This is a genomic window from Sediminibacillus sp. JSM 1682029 (assembly GCF_041366435.1).
Taxonomy (GTDB): domain Bacteria; phylum Bacillota; class Bacilli; order Bacillales; family Amphibacillaceae; genus Sediminibacillus; species Sediminibacillus terrae.
On record NZ_JBEWYY010000009.1, the window covers coordinates 115,348 to 137,940 of the forward strand.

Below are 22,593 nucleotides of genomic sequence, written 5' to 3' on the forward strand. Positions count from 1 at the left end.
TCAAAACGAAAATGGAGGCTTAAGAGGGTCAGTCCCTCCTAAGCCTTCCAAAAATCCAAAACGCCAAAAAGGGACTGTCCCCATAAATGGGACAGTCCCTTTTTGCGTTGATGTTTTAGTTTTCAGGAGATGTCACTTGTTTGAACCCTAATTCGGCTAACGCTTGTTGCAATGTCGCCCTTGTTGTCACCCCTTTGTAGTCAAGGCCGAGATTGCCGATTGTCTGCGCAACCTCTGGACGAATGCCGGTAATGATCGCCTTGATGCCAATCAAACTGAGCGCTTTTAAAATTTGAAAGATTTGATCGGATACCATGGTATCGATCATCGGGACACCCGATATATCCAATATGACAAAGTCAAGTTCGAGATCCGTCCCTTCCTTTAACACAATCTCTGTTATAAGCTGTGCACGATGGGTATCGATTTCTCCGACAATTGGCACGGCAGCGATTCCTGGGGCGACTGGAACCACTGGAACAGACAACTCTTCCAAGGCACTATAGGCAACCTTCATAAGACGGTCGTTATGTTCCTCGTAAACATTTCCAATCACCGCACTCACTTTGTCCAGCAATGGATCAATGATCTTGGATACATCCAACATGGTAATCGGTGCAAACTGCCGACTTTCCAACTCCCTGGTGACCGCATCCCATATCACCCTTCGGTAAAAGGAAACTGCCCGTAAAGCATCACTCAACTTCACATTGTAGCGAATTGTAAAATCGGAAACGCGCCTGGCCCAATCTTCCACTGAAGGCAACATGGTTTCGGATTCCTTATATAAGGATTCGCCCAAATACTTAATCAGCTCTGCTCGGAATTCCGTACGATCCTCGATAGGCATTCCCGAATTTACTAGACTGTTCGTATAATCATCATCCATAGCCCTTTCAAGTTTTTCCGCTAACTCTTGATGCATATTGACTACTTTATTCCCAATATACTCCAATTCGTGTTTCAAAGGAATACCACCTTAATTAATTGGTCTCTTTTATCTAGAATATAGGATATTGGACAGAAAGGGCAAACAATATAGGTTTGTAAATTTTATCCTACCATTAAAATAGGAACTGGATAGGTCAGGTTTTGAGATAAATTGGCCAACCACGTCTGTATTACACAATCAAAACACTTCACGCGACTACAAAATCAGGGTGCCCCGGATATTCTCGTCACTTCTGAATTACAGAGATTGAATGATAGGTTGGAGAACCGCCGGTTATAGTAAGTAATGACCGACGGTTTTGAGGGTAGGAATAATTTTATTTTAGTTTTCCTGGCAAGGCATGGATTGACTCGATCAACGTATTCAGCTTTCCTTCGATACGGTGAAGCAAGTAAAACGTCACTGCTGCCGGAAAACCGACATCCGTCGCCAAAGATAACCACGTCTCCACGCTTCCTCCTCCTCTCCTTGGTTTAGGGGACAGACCCCAAATTCGGACTTTCCCCGGGATATGTCATCGAGAGGGACTGACCCTTCCCCGACTAAATCGCGCTGCATCAAGCTTCAAGTTGTGTTGCTAGTCAGATCGGCCGCTCCAGGGGACAGACCCCAAATCGGGGTCTGTCCCCGAAATTGAAGGGGCGGTCGATGACCGCCCCCTTTGCTTGTTGATTATAATTCGATTTCTTCGACGTTTCGCTCGACTATTCGGGCACTTTTTTTGCTGACGAGGTCACCGCCGGAAGAAAAGAACGTGTTTTGATTGATGATTTCATCCATGGCTGCATTGACAGCGGCCGGGTCAGCGGGTTCCACCGGCTGATCAAGGGATATCGTCACGGTTTTGTCCTCTTCATTCAAGAATTTAAGCTCCAGCTTCTTCATGTCTCCACCTCCTCCCTCTATTGAGAAAATCGGAACATTACTGCGCGTCCGCCCTACCTATTCAATAATAAGCGAGCTGTCGTTTCGCTTAATTGAATAGAGTTCACGTTGCTGCAAATCCGCCAGTGCTGTCGAAACAACAAGCAACTGGTCTGCAGTCACCGCTGTTTTTACGTTGTTGAAGGTTTTGTTTTTCAGAATCGGCTCTCCGCTTTCCCCGTCTACACCGTCTTGAAAGACCAGCTGCAACCGGGAATCCACCTTTTGCATGTCAGCCATACCACTCACCTCCTTTCACTTCCATAATCGCCGGAAGTTGAAAGATAGGTGCTGTCTATTTCATTAAATTTTGTAATCAAACCATCGTTGCTGATTCTCTACGACTCTGCCAATTTAGCAGTATTATAGCCAGAAGGCTTTCCTGGTGACTGCCTTACTCTAATTGATTTTACTATTACACACTATTTACATAAAAATTCAATTTACTAGTGTCGGAATTAGTAGTAAAATATAAATTAGTGTTTATTTATGTTAGCTCTAAAAATAAGGAGATTGTTTAATGGAAAATAACGCACAGAGAAGAAGGATTCGAAAACGAAAAGTAAAGAAGCGGAGACGCCTTTTATTTATATTAATACCCATTTTGGTTTTGTTAGGAGCAACAACAGCATACGGCGCCTATCTGTACAATAAAGCGGACGAGGTAGTAACAGATTCCTATGAAGATGACGGAAGAGACAAATCGGAGCTTCGCGAGAAAGTAGTGGATCCCGACGTCGACAATGTTTCAGTTTTGTTCATCGGGGTAGATGAAAGCAACAAACGGGACAATGAGGGAAGCTCGCGCTCTGACGCATTGATGCTTGCCACACTTAACAAGGATGAAAAAAGCGTCAAGCTGTTAAGCATCCCGCGTGACTCCTATGTGTACATTCCGGAAGTGGGGTATAACACGAAAATCAATCACGCCCACGCATACGGCGGCCCGAAAGCCTCCATCGAAGCGGTAGAAGGACTCCTGGATATTCCGGTAGACTACTACGTAAAAATGGATTTTGAAGCCTTCATCGACGTAGTAAATGCCTTAAACGGTATTAATGTCGATGTGCCTTATGAAATGACGGAGCAAGATTCTAACGATACAGCGAATGCCATACACCTTTACCCTGGCGAGCAAAATTTAAACGGTGAAGAAGCACTGGCTTTGGCTAGGACCAGAAAGCAGGATAACGATATTGAGCGCGGTAAACGGCAACAGGAAATTATTAAAGCAGTAATCAAGAAAGCAGCCAACATAGGATCGATAACGAAGTATGATGATATGATGGAAGCAGTTGGCGATAACATGACAACCAACATGCGTTTCAGCGAAATGAAAAGTTTCATTTCTTATGGAACTAGTGGAAGTCTTGATGTAGAAACCCTCAATCTTGAAGGTTCCGATTCTATGATCGACGGCATCTATTATTACCAATTAGATGAAACCGATTTGGCGAATAAGCGTATGGAACTTCGTGAACATCTTGATTTGGAAAGCACGGATCATCCTGGTGATGATGTGAATGGAAATGAGAGTTATCAAGACGAATCCGATCAATCAACCAACAATCCTTCTCAAAGTGGGACAGACTCCTATTCTGATCCAAACCAGGATGGACAAAATAATCAGTATGACGATTCTGATACAGGATCAACTTACTAATTCACTGACCGCGGGTAAGCAAAATTGCTTACCCGCGGTTTTTTTACTTTTTTTACCGATAAAATAGTTCTTTTTCCTTTTTGTATTGCGACATATCATCGGAACTTATCACGAATATAATATAAAAAAATAGTTCAGGGATGAACGGTATTCGGAGTAAACAGAAAGGAAATTTTAATGATGGCAAAGTTAAAAAAGCTACATACAGGAATACGGCTCATTTACAGTAAAACAAAATACAAAATTAAAAAATTGCGTTCTCATCCTTTCCGCATTGCTTCCCTCTACTTTGAGGAAAATCAATTAAAAATAGAATTGACAAATCGCAATAAAAAGAAACAAAACTATTCAAGGGCAGTTTTGCTTTTAAGAAGCATGGATGAAGAGCAGAAGGAATATTACTTTCCTCTCATCCATTTTTTAAATGATAGCTATGAGCATCGAATGGACGCTTCTATTGCACTGGAAGAACTCCCCGACTTTTCCAGGACAGGAAAGTGGGCTTTGTATTTAGCGAAGGAAAATAAGTTGTATCGTCTACCTCCTTCCCAGTCTTTCCGCAAAGAAATATATAGTTTTACCAATAAAAAAATTGAGGGAAACTTAATTATCGAACCTTATGTCACTATAAACGGAAATGTCAGCCTGCAGGCGAAGGATACCATTCTGGACAATCAACTATACCAGGTCCCTAACTTCGTCGATCAAGTGACCACTCTGCAAAGCAGTTTGAAGATAGAAGGCTGGGCAGACTTTTTTCATGAGGACAAGCAGCATATCCAGCTGTTAATACAAAAAAGGGACTCTACTTTTCATTATTACCGGCCGATAAGCTGGCTGGATGATGGTAGATGGGAAGCAATGGTGACCTTTTCCGGAAAGGACTATCCTAAAGGGACTTGGGATTACTATTTTCTTTTGGCAAGCGGTCAGAAATTCAGGATAAAAGTCAAAAACAGCAAAGTCCTTGCTTACCAGGACCCACTCTATTATCAAACGGATAAAGAATCCAGAGAGTTACGCACCTACATGACAAAAAAAGGCTCTTTGTCTTCCAGAAGCCGAATGGCCTTCATCCGGATCCGGAGGCTGGAAAGTTCTCTGGTAGACGATTGGACTGTGCATCTGAGTGGCAGTCTAAGAAGTTATTTGTTGAACAAACACGAAAACGATGCTGACATGCAAATTGCTTTGCGCCAGCGGAATACAGATGAATTTCATTATTTCCCGATAGATGTCCGTAACGATCCTGCATCAGAAGGTGTTTTATTTGAATTCCCGTTCAACTATCGGGACATTATTCCATTTGAAGATATCGAGAGTATTCGCTGGGATGCCTATTTACAATTAAAAATATATGGAGAAAAGCATCTGTTTCGCCTACGCGTCCAATCTAAAACCATTGCATACGAGTCGCGGATACAGTTCCAGGATTCTACCATTTACCAGGCATTTTACTACCCGACTGTTAAGAACCATCTGTCTGTGTCGCTAACCGAGCTGACTGTTCAGCGGGATTTGCAGCGATTCAATCTCAAAGATGGTCACTTGCAATTAAAAGGGTATGCCTATCTAGATACAGTCAAATTCGATCATCCTAACGCAATCGAGCGCTTTCTTATTATCCGGGAGCGGGAAACGGAAGAGGAAATAAAGATACCATTACTTTCAAAAAAAGTGAACCGACTCCATTCCAGACGATACGATTATCGGTTTGCAGGATTTGATATCAGTGTTCCGCTTGAACGGATATATACTCACCTAAAAACCGAAGACAAAGAAATTTATGATTTATTTGTTGAACTTCATTACAACGGCATTGTCCGAGAAAGAAAGTTAGGTTCACAACAATACACTTACTATAAAGATGAAATTCTAAGACAGAACACCGTCCCATACGACGGTAATTATATAAGGAATTACTTGACCTACACACCTCGAGGGAATCTAAAAATAGAAACTATTTCTTTCTCTGAAGAAAAGCTGCACTACTTGAAGTACGGTCAGTATATCGATCGTTTTCGGAATCGGCACCGGAATATTTGGCTGGTTGGGGAACGACCGGATACCGCCCAGGATACCGGTTACCATTTCTTTCGGTACTGCCGACTGCATCATCCGGAAAAAGAGGTTTACTATGTAATTGACCGTGATTCAGAGGATATTAAAAATATTGCAGATTTGGGAAACGTACTTTATAACGGCTCAGCGGAACACTTACGTATGGCCGCCCTTGCCTCTTCCTTTGTCGGTTCTCACGATCCAGATTACTTCTTACCGGCCAAAGGAGCAGAATTGCGATCATTTAAAAAAGGAAAACGAGTTTTCCTGCAGCATGGCGTGTTAGGCAGAAAGAATGTTGAGTACCATCGCAAATACTACAAATACCCGTTTCACATGGTATGTGTCAGCTCGGAACCGGAAAAGAAACTGGTCATGAATAAAATGGGATATAAGGACAGAGAAGTGAAAATCACTGGTCTTTCCCGTTTTGACAACTTGCTGACCGAGCACCATGAAGAACGCTCGATTCTCGTGATACCAACCTGGCGGGAATGGTTAAAAACAGAGGAAGACTTTTTGGAGTCTGAGTATTTCTGTCGATACAACAATTTGTTGAACAATGAACGCCTTCGTGATTTATTAGAGAAATACGATGTCACCTTGAACCTTTACCCGCATTATCGCATGCAGCAGTTTATTGAACATTTCAGCGGCCTTGCCTGCGATCGCATCAATGTGTTGAAACTGGGACAGAAAAATGTTCAGGAACTAATCATGGAAAACAAATTAATGATCACTGATTTCTCATCTGTATCTTTCGATTTCAATTTTATGGCGAAGCCCGTCATTTTTTATCACTTTGATGTAGATTCGTTTTTCCGGGACGGCATCCTCCGACCTATCGAAGAAACCTTCCTTGGTGATATCTGTCACACTGAGGAACAAATGGTAGATGCTATTGAGCACTATATAGCTCACAACTTCAAGGAGCATTCGTCTGTCTCAGAGAAAAAATACTTGATTTTTTCTCAAGTGGACCAAGAAAACTGCAAACGTATCTATCAGGAAATCAATTATATATAAAAGGCCGGCGTTTGCCGGCCTTTTATATATATACCCACTCTTAATAACGTTTTACTAATATACGAAGCATAAATTCAAATACTTTTAAAATTCTTTTCCAGCGAAAAGGCTGTTTGATTGTCCGATACAACCATTCCAAATGAAGTTTAATCCAAAGCTTGGGAGCTCGCTTCACTTCTCCAGCAATGACATCAAAGCTGCCCCCTACTCCCATAAACAATCCTTTCGTAAATTGCTGGTAGTGCTTCGTAATCCATTGTTCCTGCCTTGGAGATCCTAAAGCAACAAAGATCAAATCCGGTTGGCTTTTCTGTACTTCTGTTACAATATTTTTATCATCTAAGTCAAAGAAGCCATGGTGCTTGCCGGCTATGCGCAAGTATGGGTGTAGTGTTTTGATCCTTTCAACCATTTTTACATTGACTTCTTCCGATGCACCTAAGAAGAAACAGCTCAATTGCTGGTCCTCAGCATATCCAATCAGATGGGTCATTAAATCAAAACCAGTCACCCGTTCTTGAATAGGCTGATTGATTAATTTAGATGCCATGACTATCCCTGTACCATCCGGGATAATAAAATCGGCTTGTCTTACTATATGCTTGTATTCATTATTCTCTTTTGCCATCATCACTATTTCAGGATTGGCTGTGACAATATAGGACTTCTCCTGATGTTGTAATCTTGGATAAAGATGTTTTTCCAGCAATTGTTCTTGGGTTAAATTGGTGAAAGGTATATCCATAATAGACACATATTTATATAGTTTCGACACAATTAACAACCTTTCGATAAATAAACTCTCAAATATCTATTATAATATACATTTCAGCCTCATGGTGCTATAACTTCTAAATTTCCGTAATAATACTTTTACATGAAGGAATATCAATGAATAGAATGGTGGTTGTCAATGAATAAGTGATGAGTTTTTGAATATAATATTCCAAAGAGGGAATAATACATTCAAACATGATGTGACAAGGGGGGAAAACAGTGTTAAAAGAAGTCTTCCACTTTTTTGCCAAAGATCCTGTAGTCCCGTTCACTCCAGAAATGGAAGAATGTTTAGAAGACCCCTTAGATAGCGAATTGATAAATAATCAAGCATATGACTATCCAATAAATCCACCACAAATAAAAGACCAAGACAGTTAACTGAACTGACCCAGTAAAACGGGACAAGAAAAAACACCTATGCTGCCATAGTCCTGAATTCTACAGGACTGTGGCAGTTTAATTTTGAAAACGGTCGTATGTAGTTGTAATAATACATGTAAGATTCTACTTTTTCTAGTACAATAGAGTTTGTAAGGAGCACTCTATTTTGAGTGTTGAATTCTTCCGACTTTAGCGAGGAATGGAAGGATTCGATTACGGCATTATCAAAGCAATTTCCTTTTCGGGACATGCTTGTGGTAATGCCTTTTTCTTTAGCTAGTTCCTGAAAAGCATAAGAGGTGTACTGAGCACCCTGGTCACTATGCAGAATAACTTCATGAGTTTCTCTTCCTTTACAAGCAGTTTCTAATGTATCTAACACAAGCTTAACATCTTGGGTGTCACTAACTTTATAGGCCATGATTTCGTTATTATACAAGTCCATTATGGTTGATAAATAAAGCATCTTTTCCCCATAAGGCAAGTAAGTGATATCTGTAACCCATTTTTGATTAGGTCGGTCCGTCTTAAAATCCTGTTTGAGAAGGTTTGGTACCACAAACTTGCTTTCACCAGCCATGTAAACCTTTCTTTTCACTTTCACTTGGCATTGAAGGTTATACTTTTGCATGATTTTTTGTACTGTCTTTCGGTTCACCATCATTTTGTGATCATTTTTGAGAATACCTCTTACGTTTCGATGGCCCACCCTAAATGAAAGACTTTGACAAATACCTATAACTAATTGATGGAGAAGGGGCAACGCAGCTGAAATCCTCTCCTTCCAACGATAATAAGTTGACCTTGGAATCTTGAAGCATTCACAAATAGTGGTGATCGTGTATTTCTCTTTATAAGCTTCTACGACTTCAACGAATACTTCTGGAACCACTTCCTTTCGATTTCTTGGTACTTTCCCGACAATTCCTCTCGCATTTCATAATACTTCACTTTTTTCCTTAACTGATTTATTTCACTATCATCATCAGGCCCTTTTCCAAAAGCATATTGTTTTCCAATTGGTTGAGCCAACCTGTGTTCCTCTCCATTCCTAAACCATTTCGTCCAGATTTTGATCTGTGTCTCATTTTTAATGCCAAACCTCTCCATAATCTCCTTGTTCGTGAGTTCTCCAGAAAGCTTTAAGCGTATAACTTCTCTCTTGATTTCTTCAGGATAAACCATCTTCTTTCCCATAACAAAAACACCTCCAAATGTCGATAAATACTTTTATACGACTCTGGGGGTGTTTTTTCCTGTCTCATATTATTGGGTCACTCTAGTTAACTGCTTCTTGGTCTTTTAAATATCAATTGAATTTGATTTTGAGCAATTGTAGTAACCGATACATATAAAAGGATGTAAATAAAACAAACGGTGTGTAAAAAATATTCCAAGCTAAAGTGGAGGTTAAATATTCCCAGTGAAAAAGCTTCAGCAAAAAATCAATATTTTCAATCACTAATGGATGGATGACATATATACCCAGTGTACTCATTCCAAGAGTTGTTGTCATTCCACCAGTTACTTTTAACGAGTTTTGTAGTGCTATTATTAAAATTGTAATAGTAACAGGGAGCGTGAAAATAAAATAATTTCCCCAGGGAGCATCAAAGTAAAATACGAGAAGCGCCCTCTCTCCTAATTGGAGAAGAGAAAAAAGGATAGTTAAATAAGCTAAATATTTCACTTTTAATTTCCTAATCTCATACTTGAATACTGCCGAAAAACAAAAACCTAGTGTAACATAAAATAATCCGAAGAATACGGCATCACGAGTTTCTAACGGGAAGTCAAATAGCCATGAATATGACTGACCTGACAATCCTACTATATTTAATAGAAAGCTGATTACTAGTAGCAACTTCACTCTTCGTATTTTTATAAATATACTTATAATGATGACAGACCAAACCAAAGCAATTAAATACCAAAGATGATAAGTTGACCAATAATTTAAACCCACATAAAATACATTCAAAAAACTATCTGAATCTAGATACTTATTCAAATTTAAAATCAAGTCTTCCTTACTTATACTTGAATTAACAACAACCATGATAAGGTCATAAGCGATAAAAACGAAAACCCAAGAAAAGTAGATTTTCACAACTTTCAACAAGTAGTTAAAAGTATATTGGTTGAACTGTTTTTTTTGACTTGTTTTTAGTTTTTCTCCAATAAGATAACCTGAGACGGCGAAAAAGTAAGGTACTGCAAATCTCGCAAGACTATCTATAACAAATTGGATATATGCACCATTTAGGTACATAGATTGATAATTTTCAAAAGGTTTAGTGTGGATGCAAATGACACAAAACACTGCAATTGCTTTAAAAAAATCTATTGACTTATTTCTTTCCACTTTAGGTTGCCCCTTTAGATCGGTACAAATTAACACTTACCTATCTACTCAAACAAGTGTTTAACTACTCGCTCCGAAGCATTCCCATCTTCAAGATAGCAAAATTCGTTATAAAAGTTCCTGAATTTTTTCCCATTTACTTCATTGTTGTTTTTTATATCTTTAATCAATTCATATGTTGTTTTACTGAAAGGGCCCGGAGCACTATTTTTAAAATCTAAATAAAAACCCCGTAGGTTATCCCTATACTGTTCTATATCAAAGACAAAGAAAAATATTGGTCTCTTCAACACCGAATAATCAAAGAAAACAGAAGAATAGTCGGTAATAAGTAAATCAGATATGATATAAAGATCTCTAATATCGTCATACTTCGATAAGTCATAAACGAAATTTTCATATTGACTTATTTGAAGGTTTTCTGCCACTAAATAGTGCATCCTCAGCAGTATGATATATTCATCTTCGAACTCTTCTCTTAAACGCTCCAAATCCAACTGTAAATCAAATTTATACTTCCCTTTAGAATAAAAGTTATTATCCCTCCATGTTGGAGCATAAAGCATAATTTTTTTATTTAATGGCAAATTCAGTTTCTCTTTCAAGTATCTTATTTTCTCTTTATTGTTGTTTCTAGTAAGGTAATCATTTCTTGGATAACCCGTTTCAATAATTGCATTCTTATAGTCAAAAGCTCGCTTAAATATCTCTGTTGAGTAGTTATTAGGTGACACTAGAATGTCCCACTTGCTAGCCGCAGTGACAAAATTTCTTTTGTACTTTTCTGTAGTAGTACCAGGCATATGAACTTCTTCAATATCAGTACCCAACTTCTTCAAGGGGGTTCCATGCCATGTTTGAAGGTATATTGTATGTTTTGGTTTTGGCAACCATAATGGCAGTCTACTATTAATCACCCAGTATTTTGCACGGCTCATTAATATCAACCACTTAATTGAAAACCTTCTAATTGCCTTTATATTCTCATTGCTTTCAAATTTTTTCATATTATTACGATCAAAACTCCAATACATTTTGAAATCGTAGTCATTCTCTTTTAAGAATTCATATATTGCTCTAGGATTATCACTATATTGCTTACCTGCAAAGCTTTCAAAAATAATGACATTTTTAGCAGCAGGCATTTTTCCAGTTAAAACAAATAGTGACTTATAAATTGTTCTTAAGGACTTTCCTCGCTTAAACCTATACCATTTTCTTTTAAACTGTTTAATAGTTGCTTTAATCCTGTTTGGCTTTTTTACATTTATACGGAGGAATTTAGATTCTGCGGTTACTGTGCATATGACTTTCTTTCTTTTATGTTGAAATTTTAAGGTGGTTTGATAAGGAAATTTATTTCCAGGAATGCTGGACTTTAATCGAGCACTAACTAATTTCTCAGTTTCTTCTCCAAATTTCTTTTCTGCTTCTATATAAAATTTAAAACTTTTATCCTTCTCATCATCTTGTAGATGCTCTAAAATATCGTATTGCCCATTCATTTCAAAAATGTTTTTATTTTTATCAACAGTAGATATTGTAATAGGAATAGTGATTTCTGTCCGCTTATCAATGGCCGATAATTTCACCGTACTCTCATCGACAAAAGATTCAGGCAGCATAAAATACCCTCGAAAGAAAAGTTTCCCGTTTTTATCCATTTTCACTTCTTCAAACTTGCCACTTAATTTTTGCTCTAAATATCGAAAGGATAAATTCCCTTTTTTTGTTGTATATGGCTGAACTATTTGGTCATTACTTCGGTTTATTACATTGAATTCTATTGTAGAGTGGTTACTTTTAATCCTTGCCTCTTTTAGCACCTCTCTACTTGGAGCATAGGACATACTAATATCCATAATCACATCATCTATAAAGCTTAGTAATTCATCTGTGATTATAATTTCAAAGAAATTCATCCTGTCAGCTGTATAACGAAATGTTGAGTTAATAGTTTTCCTTACGGATTCCTTGTGCCTTCCCTTAATAAAAAAATTAACCGGTATTATATCTTCCCGTACAGAAATCATGAGTGTAAGGCGGTTTTGTTTCGAACTTATACTACACAATATAGGTTCCACCATTTTGCTCTTAGCCATTAAATTTATCCTTTCTGATTTATAGAAAGCAGTATCATATCCTCAAGTGCCACTAAGAATATTTTATGCGTTCACCAAGTTTTCATTTCTTTTTAAAACACTTTCCCGATATTCATTCTTCTCTTCCTTGGACATTTTTTTGAATTTTTTCAGGAAGTTTTCATAATTAGGCAAAACTTCGTCCACGGATCCATATTCTCTGACTGTACCATATTCTAACCATAAAATTTTTTCACAGAAATCCTTCATTTGACCAATTGAATGACTCACAAAAATCATTGTTTTGCCTTGTTCTTTAAATTCTTTCATTTTTTGAAGACTTTTCTCGGCAAATGCCTTATCTCCAACAGACAAAGCCTCATCAATAATTAATATATCGGGATCTATAGTAACTGATATTGAAAAGCCTAAACGGGATTTCATACCGCTTGAATAGGATTTAACCGGTTGGTCTATAAAATGTTCTAATTCTGCAAACTCAATAATATGAGGTTCCATCTCTTTTATTTCTTTTTTTGTAAAACCGAGCATTAAGCATTTCAGTTCAATGTTATCTCTACCACTTAGTTCACCTTTTAATCCTGATGAGACTGCTATTAGTGATGCCTGTCCATTTAGCTTAACCGAGCCTGACGTTTCAGGTACAATGCCAGCAATGATATTGGAAAGGGTTGATTTCCCCGAACCATTTATACCTACAAAACCTACTACATCTCCTTTAACAGCTTCGAAATTAACATTTCTAAGCGCATAAAAATCTTCTCCATAACTCTTAGGAGAAATTAGATCCAGAATTCTCTCTGAGGTCTTATTAAATAACTTATATTTTTTCGTCACATTTTTGACTATAATAGACTTATCCATAATAATCCCTTCTTTTTAAAGAAAATCAATAAAGTGTCTTCTGAATTTCATATGAAGATTAGAGCCAATAAAGAAAAGGACAACCGTTAATAACCAAAAATATATGGTGTATTGCCAATGATCAAATAAGTACCATCCTGTCCCAAAAAATCCGGCCCTATAACCTTCAATCAAATAGTATAAAGGATTGATTTTCATTACAAATTGTAATTCTTCCGGCAAACTTTCCATTGTCCATAAAATAGGTGACAAGTACAACAACATACGTAACGTTGCCTGTAAGAACATGTGCACATCTCTCACCAAGGTGGAAAGTGTTGAAGTAATCAATGCCAGTGAATACATAAAGCAAAAAGTAGCAAGAATAAAATATATAAACTGCAAATAGTATATATTTATAGGGTATCCTGATAATTGAAAAATCACAATTGTAATTACTGACATAATCACGTGGACGTAGAATTTAGAAAAAATTACATAATTTGGAATTACACTCATCGGAAAATTCATTTTGGACAGGATTTTCAGTCTAGAATAAATGGATTTAGATCCTTGTATGGTCGATTGGTAAAAGAAAAACCATACAACAATACCTGCCACCAACCAAAGTACGAATGGAACTTGTAAGTCCCCTTCGTTAATGTTACTTCTTTCCCTCATACCATACCCAAACACAAACCAGTAAATGCCTATTTGGATTAAGGGATTAATTATTTCCCATGCCATCCCTAAATAATTATTATTGTTAGAGACCTTCAGCTCATACATAGATAATCTTCTCACAAGATAAAAATATTTAAATTGTTCTAGTATAACTTTCCATGCAGCGTTCATATAAGCGTTCCTTTCATCTCACAAATGGTATAACTCAAATTTATTCGCTTTCAGTTATAATCTGATCAACCACTTGTCTTGAGGAATTTCCACTTTCCAGGTAACAAAACTTGTTATAAAAATTTTCAAACGAAGAGTCGACCTTGAAATTGTTTCTTTGAATATTTAATATTTCCTTTATAATGCTCTCCGTATCTTTTACTAATACACCAGGGGCCTCACTTTCTAAATCAAAATAAAAACCACGAAGTGTATCTCTGTATTCATCCAAATCATACACAAAAAACAATATGGGCCTTTTTAAGATTCCGTAATCAAAGAAAACAGAAGAGTAATCGGTTATCAACATATCCGATATCAAGTATAACTCACGAATGTCTTGATAATTGGAAAAGTCATATACAAAACCTTTGAAGTGTTCTAATTCAAGGTTTTCAGCAACAAGATAGTGCATTCTTAATAGAATGATGTATTCATCACCTATTTCTTTTTTCATTTTTTCCAAATCCATGTTCAATTGGAATTTATATTTCCCTCTTTCATAAAAGTCATTATCTCTCCAAGTAGGTGCATACAATATAATCTTTTTATCCTTTGGCAGTTTTAATCTCTCTTTGATCGACTGTATATCTTGAGTGTTATTGTGCTTGATAAGGAAATCATTTCTTGGATAGCCGACTTCCAATATAATATTGTTAAAACCAAAAGCTCTTCGAAAAATATTAGTTGAATATGCATTGGGTGAAACCAAATAATCCCACTTTTTAGCTTCATGAAGAAAATTCAGCCTGTACTTTTCTGTAGTGGTTCCAGGCATATGGACCTCATTTATGTCAGCACCTAGTTTTTTTAAAGGTGTTCCATGCCAGGTTTGAAGATAACTAGTATGTTTTGGCTTAGGAATCCACAAAGGTAGCCTGCTATTCACAATCCAGTATCTCGCACGAGCCATCGAAAGTAGCCATTTCAAAGAAAACCGTTTAACTAATTGTAAGTCTTGCCCTTTAAACTTATCTAAAGACCTTTTGTCTATACTCCACAGTAATTCATATTCAGACTGAAAATCATTATCAACCATATATTCGTAAATTGCTCGTGGATTGTCGCTATATTGCTTGCCTGAGAAACTCTCAAACATTATTAAGTTTTTTTTCACAGGCAGCTTGCCGGCAAGTAAAAAAGCAAACTTATATATTCTTGAAACTAAGCCGCTCCGTCTAACTCTTACAACAATCTTTTTAAACACGCTGAGCATAATATTAACCTCTCACTTGGTTATTAAAAACTGGAAAAGGGCATAAAGCCCTTTTTACAGCTAAACATATTTTACCCTAGATTATCTTTTTATACAAAGGGGGATTTCATCTCGTTTCTTTCAAATAAAACACCTATCTGGATAGGTGTTTTACTATACATTAATCCTTTAATGGAACAACTTCTCTTTTTTCTTTTCCCTTTTCTTTCTTTGACGTTTGTTCCTTCAGTAGTTTTTCCCACTTCTCTCCAATAACGTTAAAAGAATATCTCTCTACATTCTTCTTTGCATTCCTACCGTACTCTTTTCTTAATTCACTAGTTTCAATTAACTTAACCATAGAGTTTGCTAAATCTTCTATGTTTCCTTCTTCCACCAAAATTCCATCTTCTCTATCCTTGATGATCTCTTTTGGCCCCGAGCAGGCAAAACTGACACAAGGAACCCCCACAGACATCGCCTCAATAATCACCATTCCGAATGGTTCATATCTTGAGCTCAGTACATACATAGAAGACTTTAGCATTTCACCTATTATATCATCGGTTTTAGGCATGAGAAAAATATTGTTATAGGCTTTATGTTCAAATATCAAATCTCGAAGTTCCTTTTCTCCTTCACCTGAGCCGAAAATCTTCAATTTCCAATCCGGGTACTTTTCCATCACTTTGGAAAATGCAGGTATTAATAAATCAAACCCTTTTTGAGGAACATACCTTCCTGCTGCTATAACGACTTTATTATCGAGAGGCGCCGACTCTACAGGAAGCTCTGTAGCATTTTCTATTTTGTATAAATCTACCCTACTGGTATTTAAATGATTATCAAAGTCATCAATTTCTGAATCAGTTAAACATGTTAATGCATCCAGGTTTTTATATGTTTTTACAATTCTTTTTTGCAAGCCTTTGGAATGTCCTTCAAAATATTTATGCTCTTGCCCCACCTTAATGACATTATTGCTTACGAAAATTGAAGAAAGAACATTGAAAGAGGGTATCGTCGTAATTAATACACCCCTTTTCACCTTTTTTAGTGCCGCTATTATTTTCAAGTCCACGAAGAAATTAAACATGTGATACAGGTCTTCAGACTTATGAATAAACAGGCTCGGTATTTTCAACAAAACTCTCTTGATTATTTTTTGATATAGCGGGGTATTTTTTCCGAATAACATACCTCTCCTGGCATCGAATAGAAAGTTGATGTTAATTCGCTTATCCAAATTAAACATAGGACGTCTTCTCGTTCTTCTAACGCTTATTATCTCGACTTCATAACCTTCTGCAGCAAAGTGATTCGCAGTATTAACTACAGTTCTGACGGTCCCGCCCATTCCATAAATATTGTAAACTAAAAATGAGATTTTCATTTATATGTCACCCCCGCTATATAATTTCTTTACTTCCTTATAAATCCTACGCGAATTATTGCGGTCATCAAAATTGTAAAACTTTCTTGAAGCAGTTGCATAATCTTCGTTGTATCGGAAATTTTCCCCAGCATACTTTTCGATCAAATTAATTACCTCTTCTTTTTTATAGGCCGCTTCTCCGATTAATTCCTCTCGCAAATCTATATACGAGCCTCTGTATCTAAGATAATCGTTAAGGTCAAACTGATAAAAAATAATTGGTTTTTCCAAATAATTAAAATCAAAAATAACGCTGGAATAGTCAGTGATCATAAGCGAACTATTTTGTATGAGGTCGCGTATGTTTTCTTCTCCTAAGTTTACAACTTTAACTCGATCATGAGAGGATACAAAGTCCTCTCTATACTTTTTCTGAATTTCTATATGAGGGAAAAACTTTAAAGTTAAATTATACTTCTCCAGAATTGAATGTAGAGAAGGATCATGTAATAACTCATAGTAATGTTTATAAAAATCAGAAGCCAAGAATTCGGATCTTGAATCTACCAGCCACTCTCTCCAAGTGGGTATTATTACTATTTCTTTATTTTTTCTTTCGCGACTTTTATCTATTAAAGAGTCAAATCTTGCTAACCCTGTAACCATTAACTGTTTGGGCTTAAAATTCATTTCATTGATAAGCAAGTTTCTTTCGAATGAAGAAGAAACTACAAACTTTTTGATTTTGCTATTATAAGACTTACTATTAAAGTTCAACCTTTTCATAGCAATAATTCCATGTTGTAAATAAATTACTTTTTTTGGATTCTTTCCCATTCTTCTATGGAAAAGACTCGGTATGACATCCCTTATTCCATGACTGACAATTAAATAATCGGTCAAGTGATACATTACATAATGTTTAAAAGTGTCATATCTTAAAATAGAAGAGGAATAAGGCTCTAGATTACTCTTGTTTTTATTATCTTTTTTACTAACATAATATACTGTTTCTTGCACGTCATTTCGCATACAGTATTCAAAAAACGCAAAGCCGTTGTCCTGAGCTACCTCTCCTAAATTTTCTCCTACTAGCCAAATAGGTTTATTTATAAACTTTTTTATGGTTTTGGCAACAAACCGGGCGAGGAAACTTTTTAGTTTTTGGCTTTTCCTTTCATCAGCAAATAATTTCCTGGTTTCGAACAGAAGTTTGCCCGTTTTTCTGTCAAAAAATAAAGAATAATATAAACCGTTATATGCTTTTCTTGCATTAGTTTTGTAAGTTGCGTTTTTACTAATCAAATTCTTTTCTTTTCCGTATATCTTGGTAGTAATTTGAAAACCGTTTATATCTAAGATTAAGTAAGGATCCCAAGCTCCCTCATATAGCATATTATTCTTCATGATAAAATCAGCATCAAGGTTAATGCTAATTAATCCCTCATCACTTATCCTACTGCTGGGAAGTTCCACTGCTTTATCATTATTAAAATCATATAACAATAAAGAAGCACTATTAATTTGTATATCCTTACTTAAGTTTGTTTCTATAGATGTTACCAATTTAATGCTGTTTCTTTTTGCCTCTAGTTGAGAGCAACTAGCATCCAATTCACTTGTAACCGATACGCATAATTCATTTCCGTCATTATAATAAGGATATATTCTTAGCGGATACCCTGAAATCATTTTTGTTAGCGGTGGATATACCATTGCTTTTGCCTTTTCACGAATGTCGTCCATATTGGAGGCAAGAGGAAAAGAAAAAGTCAAATTTTGATCCACTACTATTTCAACCATATATTGAAAGTTTGTCTCTCCCATTTCCACCGAATTGTAAGTGGCCCAGTCGAACTCGCTTTTGAAATCAATGCTTCCGTCTATGTTTTCCGTAAACTCATTCTGGCATAAAAGAACATTTCCTTCGGAGTTTTCCAGATAAACATTTCTTAATTCATAGTTAACATCCTGAACATCCAACGTCCCTCTAATTTCTAACTTGTCCTCATTATAATCAATTCGGGAGACATCCCCTTGCAAAACTCCATTTCTTACTAATATAGCCAAATTATTATCAGCAGTAATATAAGGACGCAACCTTCTTATTATATTTTCGCTGTTGTGTACAGTAGCGGGGAGAAAGAAATGGTTTGTATTGGAATCCACATGATCAGCTAAGCTGAACTTTTCTCTTCCAGTAACATTGTTTAATTCCACACTTATGAAAACATCCCAAATACCTTTTTCTTCAAAAAAACTCTCTTGTTTCAAACTGATTTCCTTCGATAAAAAGTATTGGTCCTCAATATCATTTGTAAGAATTGGGAAAGATACTTCGACCTTAGAATCACGGTTCACAAAAATTAACTCTTTAACGGATGGAGTTTCTGGGACACCAACTAAACAATTGATATAACCTTCTATATAAAGTTTATTATTATATACTTCCAATTGCTTCAGATGTGTTACTTTTTGTTGAAATCCTTTTTTAGAGATAAGTTGCAATTGATTTTTTCTGACTTCTAACTGATAAAAATACACTTTCCCCTTATCGAATTGATAAGAGTTCACATTACATGCACTTTCCATTCCATTTAGTTTACAATAAAACACTTCTTCGCCGTGCTTTACAGTACAAAAAAAGCTCCAGTTTCCTTCATAAAAAACGTTTTCGTAGAGGTCTAAGCATAACTCGATCGTATTTTCTTCATACTGTACATTAAAATCGTTCAAATTGATTATTTCATCACTAATTTCATGCTTTGCATAGAAACCAATTATCGCGACCGGACTATCTTGAATAGAAGGTGATAACATTCCTTTAAATTTATAATAGCCAGTCTCTCTTTTTATCTCTTGAACATTCATATAGAAAGAAAAAGGGCTCTTCTTTGAAAGTAGAATAACTCCCAACTTATCACTTGCTTTTACCTGCATTAAATTCACAGAGTTATCTCTATTGCTATTCAAAAAAATTGTCGCATCTTTTTGTAAATTATTTTCTACTTTCAAATGCACTATATCCTCATCTAGTTGTACAGGAAAGACAAATTTCCAAGTACTACCTTCGTTAGCCAGTTTTCTAAATTTCTCAGCGGATACTTCACAGTGAATGGTATTATCATGAATGGTGAAGTTTCCTGAAAGGAAATTAACATCTCCTGTAAGAGTTTTTTGAATTGAAAGACCCCTGACATTTCTAAAAATGAAATTGGGGTCCCTTTCTGCATTCATTAGAAAGGTTATCATTACTGACTTAGAAGATGTTTTTTCTATATTCTGAAGTTTTAAATCCACCTTCACTCTTATCACCCTTTATTTTCTAATACTATTTTTCCATCTATATATATTCAATCTAATAGCTTTTACTAAATCACTATTTTTTATTATAACCATTAAGCTATCATTTATAAGCCTGTGCTGATGCTTAACAATTCCATTATATATTCTTAAACTATTTTTCTTATCGACGTAATTAAAGTATCCTTCTCTTTTGTTCTGGTATACTTTTTTTTCTTCAAAATTGCTCTTGATATAATCCTCCAATTTTTTTGACAAACAATTAATATTAAAACATATATCTCCAAACAATTCATCCGGAAAATTCAAGTAACTACCAGGCAATCTATGATTGTTAAAATCCGCATGGTAAAACACAATTGGTTTTTTCAAATAATACATATCCCATGCAACACTAGAATAGTCTGTGATTAATAATGAAGACTTCATGATCAAGTCATTTATTCTCACATCGCCGAATTTCATAAAACTTATCTTTGAGCTATTACTGTTAAAACAATTAATATAACTGTGTAACCTAGGGTGCATGCAAAAATAAAGCTTTATATTATACTTGCTTAATAAGTCTGTAATCATGGGAGAATTAATAAGTTCCTGGTAATTGTGATAAAAGTCAGTTTTTATAAAATCTTCCTCTGGAACCCCGTCCAACCAATCTCTCCAAGTAGGCATTACCAATATGCTGTTCTTCTCTCTTTTTGAATTTTCTAAATAATCCCACCTAGATAGGCCACTAACTTCTATTTCGTCATCCGTATATCCAAAATTTGTTTTTAAGATTTCTTTCTCTCTATCTGAAGAAACAAAAAATAAATCGGTATCATTCGTATTACCCTTTTTAAATAAATTGTCGACTTTTTTCAACCCTAATACCCCGTGCTGTAGAAAAACATGTTTTTTATCCAGAATCTTCCTTCTTATCAACCCTCTGTTTTCTTTCCAAATGTATGCATGGGCCCGCGACTCGGAAGAAATAATAAACTTACTAGCATATAGAAAAATAATATGCTTGACACTCATAAAATCTATTACATTCCTTTTAAAGTCTTGAAGATTCAACGAATCTTGAGAACCCTTTTTTATAATATAATAAATGTTTTTTTTCAATTTGTTCTCTTTACAATACCTAAAAAAATAATAAGAATTATCCTGGGCTGTCATACTGAATTTTTCATAAGTGATCCATATTTGCTTCTTATCCCAGTACCATTTAAATAGATAGTATAGAATTACGCCGATTTTTTCTCTTCTATAATACTTATTGGAATCATACTCCGTTGCTCTCCGTTTGCAAATACTCAAACCCTTTTTCACAGTGATATAAGGGTAAATAATATCTTCTTTTTCGTGATGGCCAGAGTATTTTTTTTTATTTATTTTCTTTATAACGAAGTAACCAGGATTCTTTATTCTTTTCCTGACGGCTCTTCCACTCTGTTGGATATCCAAATAAAAATCCCAATAGTGATTATCAATTTCCAAAGAATCAGGAGCTACTTCAAACTTTACATTGGTGTCCCCATGTCTATCCATAGACGAATTATACAAAATGTTGATTTCGGAATTTTCGTCATTCCTGCGTTTAAGAATGATACCTTTCAAAGAGAAAATCGTGCGAGAGGAAACTCTCATTTCAAATTTCCATTTATTTTTATCAACAGAAAAGGAGGTAATTGATATATATACTGGAGAATTATTAACTGTATTCACCTTATCACGCTTTCTTATATGCATTTTATTATTATACATTAAAAAAGCATAACCATTTTGTATGAGGTTATGCTTATAACTAATGTAGGAATATCCCCTTTTGCTAATTTTAAGCTACTTTTTTAACAGCAGCTCAGAGTTCAGAAGACTACGCAGATACTCAACCATTTCTTCCTTTAAGTCCTCTCTAGTTAAGGCGACTTCTATTGTAGTCTTTATAAAGCCAAGTTTTTCTCCCACATCGTGCCTAGTTCCTTCAAAATCAAGAGCATAAACTTTTTGACTTCGGTTCAATTTTTGGATTGCATCAGTTAACTGTATCTCTCCTCCTGATCCTTTTTCTTGAGATGCTAAGTAATCAAAGATTTCAGGCGTCAAGACATAACGCCCCATTATAGCTACATTAGAAGGGGCATTTTCTTTTGGCTTTTCAATAAAATTACTGACTTCATATACTCTGCCATCTTGTTTAACGGGATCGATGATTCCGTAACGATGAGTTTCATTTTCCGGAACTTGCTGCACTCCAATAATCGAGGAATCGACTTCTTCAAACAAATTTATCAATTGCTTCAAACAAGGAGTATCAGCTTGGACAATATCGTCTCCTAGTAAAACGGCAAACGGTTCATCCCCGATAAATTTTCTAGCACACCAAATTGCATGCCCTAAGCCTTTTGGCTCTTTTTGTCGAATATAATGGATATCTACCTTAGAAGGTTGGCGGACCTTTTCCAATAATTCATACTTTTCTTTGTTAGCCAAATTTTCTTCTAGTTCAAATGCATTATCAAAGTGATCTTCTATTGATCGTTTTCCTTTTCCTGTCACTATAATTATATCTTCAATTCCTGATTCAATTGCCTCTTCAACAATATATTGAATAGTGGGCTGATCTACTATGGGAAGCATTTCTTTAGGCATTGCTTTGGTAGCCGGGAGGAACCTTGTTCCTAAGCCAGCAGCAGGTATTATTGCCTTTTTTATTTTTCTCAATTTCAATTCACCTCTGAAGTTTT

Annotated in this window: 17 protein-coding genes and 1 pseudogene; 3 read left to right on the forward strand and 15 right to left on the reverse strand. The window is 35.9% G+C overall.

Features of this window, described 5'->3' with window-relative positions; translation table 11 throughout:
• Positions 1–115: 115 nt before the first annotated feature.
• The 4 genes from ABVF09_RS15155 to ABVF09_RS15170 all read right to left on the reverse strand — a co-directional run bounded on the left by ABVF09_RS15155 (position 116) and on the right by ABVF09_RS15170 (position 2,116).
• The gene (locus tag ABVF09_RS15155) at positions 116–967 is read right to left on the reverse strand and encodes an STAS domain-containing protein (protein WP_153463433.1); all 852 of its coding nucleotides are present in this window, start codon (positions 965–967) and stop codon (positions 116–118) included.
• Between the two features lie 301 nt (positions 968–1,268).
• Positions 1,269–1,403: a YvrJ family protein gene (locus ABVF09_RS15160; RefSeq protein ID WP_081704599.1), complete on the reverse strand. Its 135-nt coding sequence runs from the start codon at positions 1,401–1,403 to the stop codon at positions 1,269–1,271.
• Between the two features lie 221 nt (positions 1,404–1,624).
• Positions 1,625–1,837 (reverse strand): DUF2922 domain-containing protein, encoded by a 213-nt coding sequence (locus ABVF09_RS15165; protein ID WP_026570722.1) that lies wholly within the window; start codon positions 1,835–1,837, stop codon positions 1,625–1,627.
• A 57-nt stretch (positions 1,838–1,894) separates the two neighbouring features.
• Positions 1,895–2,116, reverse strand: coding sequence for a DUF1659 domain-containing protein (locus ABVF09_RS15170; protein WP_026771854.1), 222 nt, complete (start codon positions 2,114–2,116; stop codon positions 1,895–1,897).
• 280 nt (positions 2,117–2,396) lie between these two features.
• Here ABVF09_RS15170 and ABVF09_RS15175 point away from each other — a divergent pair, with 280 nt between their 5' ends.
• Both ABVF09_RS15175 and ABVF09_RS15180 read left to right on the forward strand, forming a co-directional pair.
• A complete protein-coding gene (locus tag ABVF09_RS15175) occupies positions 2,397–3,539 on the forward strand; it encodes an LCP family protein (RefSeq protein WP_371069569.1) in 1,143 nt (380 codons plus the stop codon).
• 180 nt (positions 3,540–3,719) lie between these two features.
• The gene (locus ABVF09_RS15180; protein ID WP_371069570.1) at positions 3,720–6,626 is read left to right on the forward strand and encodes a CDP-glycerol glycerophosphotransferase family protein; all 2,907 of its coding nucleotides are present in this window, start codon (positions 3,720–3,722) and stop codon (positions 6,624–6,626) included.
• 40 nt (positions 6,627–6,666) lie between these two features.
• Here ABVF09_RS15180 and ABVF09_RS15185 read toward each other — a convergent pair whose 3' ends face one another.
• Positions 6,667–7,401 (reverse strand): WecB/TagA/CpsF family glycosyltransferase, encoded by a 735-nt coding sequence (locus ABVF09_RS15185; protein WP_321172276.1) that lies wholly within the window; start codon positions 7,399–7,401, stop codon positions 6,667–6,669.
• 221 nt (positions 7,402–7,622) lie between these two features.
• Between ABVF09_RS15185 and ABVF09_RS15190 the strand changes: the two genes are divergently transcribed.
• Positions 7,623–7,784 (forward strand): hypothetical protein, encoded by a 162-nt coding sequence (locus ABVF09_RS15190; RefSeq protein ID WP_155911875.1) that lies wholly within the window; start codon positions 7,623–7,625, stop codon positions 7,782–7,784.
• Positions 7,785–7,821: 37 nt separating this feature from the next.
• On the opposite strand, the gene ABVF09_RS15195 is transcribed toward ABVF09_RS15190, so the two are convergent.
• From ABVF09_RS15195 to galU, 10 genes and pseudogenes are all read right to left on the reverse strand, one after another.
• A protein-coding gene (locus tag ABVF09_RS15195; RefSeq protein ID WP_371069571.1) for an IS3 family transposase occupies positions 7,822–8,984 on the reverse strand; the annotation gives its coding sequence in 2 pieces (ribosomal slippage) (positions 7,822–8,708 and positions 8,708–8,984; 1,164 coding nt in all).
• Between the two features lie 112 nt (positions 8,985–9,096).
• Positions 9,097–10,152: an acyltransferase family protein gene (locus tag ABVF09_RS15200; protein WP_371069572.1), complete on the reverse strand. Its 1,056-nt coding sequence runs from the start codon at positions 10,150–10,152 to the stop codon at positions 9,097–9,099.
• Between the two features lie 44 nt (positions 10,153–10,196).
• A complete protein-coding gene (locus tag ABVF09_RS15205) occupies positions 10,197–12,254 on the reverse strand; it encodes a CDP-glycerol glycerophosphotransferase family protein (RefSeq protein WP_371069573.1) in 2,058 nt (685 codons plus the stop codon).
• Positions 12,255–12,317: 63 nt separating this feature from the next.
• The gene (gene tagH / locus ABVF09_RS15210; protein WP_371069574.1) at positions 12,318–13,118 is read right to left on the reverse strand and encodes a teichoic acids export ABC transporter ATP-binding subunit TagH; all 801 of its coding nucleotides are present in this window, start codon (positions 13,116–13,118) and stop codon (positions 12,318–12,320) included.
• Between the two features lie 15 nt (positions 13,119–13,133).
• Complete coding sequence (locus ABVF09_RS15215; RefSeq protein WP_026570726.1) at positions 13,134–13,952, reverse strand: ABC transporter permease; 819 nt, start codon at positions 13,950–13,952, stop codon at positions 13,134–13,136.
• A gap of 40 nt (positions 13,953–13,992) precedes the next feature.
• Positions 13,993–15,207: pseudogene (locus ABVF09_RS15220) on the reverse strand (CDP-glycerol glycerophosphotransferase family protein); the annotation flags it as partial.
• Between the two features lie 160 nt (positions 15,208–15,367).
• Complete coding sequence (locus tag ABVF09_RS15225) at positions 15,368–16,579, reverse strand: glycosyltransferase family 4 protein (protein ID WP_026570727.1); 1,212 nt, start codon at positions 16,577–16,579, stop codon at positions 15,368–15,370.
• A complete protein-coding gene (locus tag ABVF09_RS15230) occupies positions 16,580–19,867 on the reverse strand; it encodes a CDP-glycerol glycerophosphotransferase family protein (protein ID WP_371069575.1) in 3,288 nt (1,095 codons plus the stop codon).
• A 12-nt stretch (positions 19,868–19,879) separates the two neighbouring features.
• Positions 19,880–21,574 carry a CDP-glycerol glycerophosphotransferase family protein gene (locus tag ABVF09_RS15235; protein WP_371069576.1) on the reverse strand — a complete coding sequence of 565 codons (1,695 nt, stop codon included), beginning with the start codon at positions 21,572–21,574 and terminating at the stop codon, positions 19,880–19,882.
• A gap of 114 nt (positions 21,575–21,688) precedes the next feature.
• Positions 21,689–22,570: a UTP--glucose-1-phosphate uridylyltransferase GalU gene (gene galU, locus ABVF09_RS15240; protein WP_371069577.1), complete on the reverse strand. Its 882-nt coding sequence runs from the start codon at positions 22,568–22,570 to the stop codon at positions 21,689–21,691.
• Positions 22,571–22,593 lie beyond the last annotated feature (23 nt).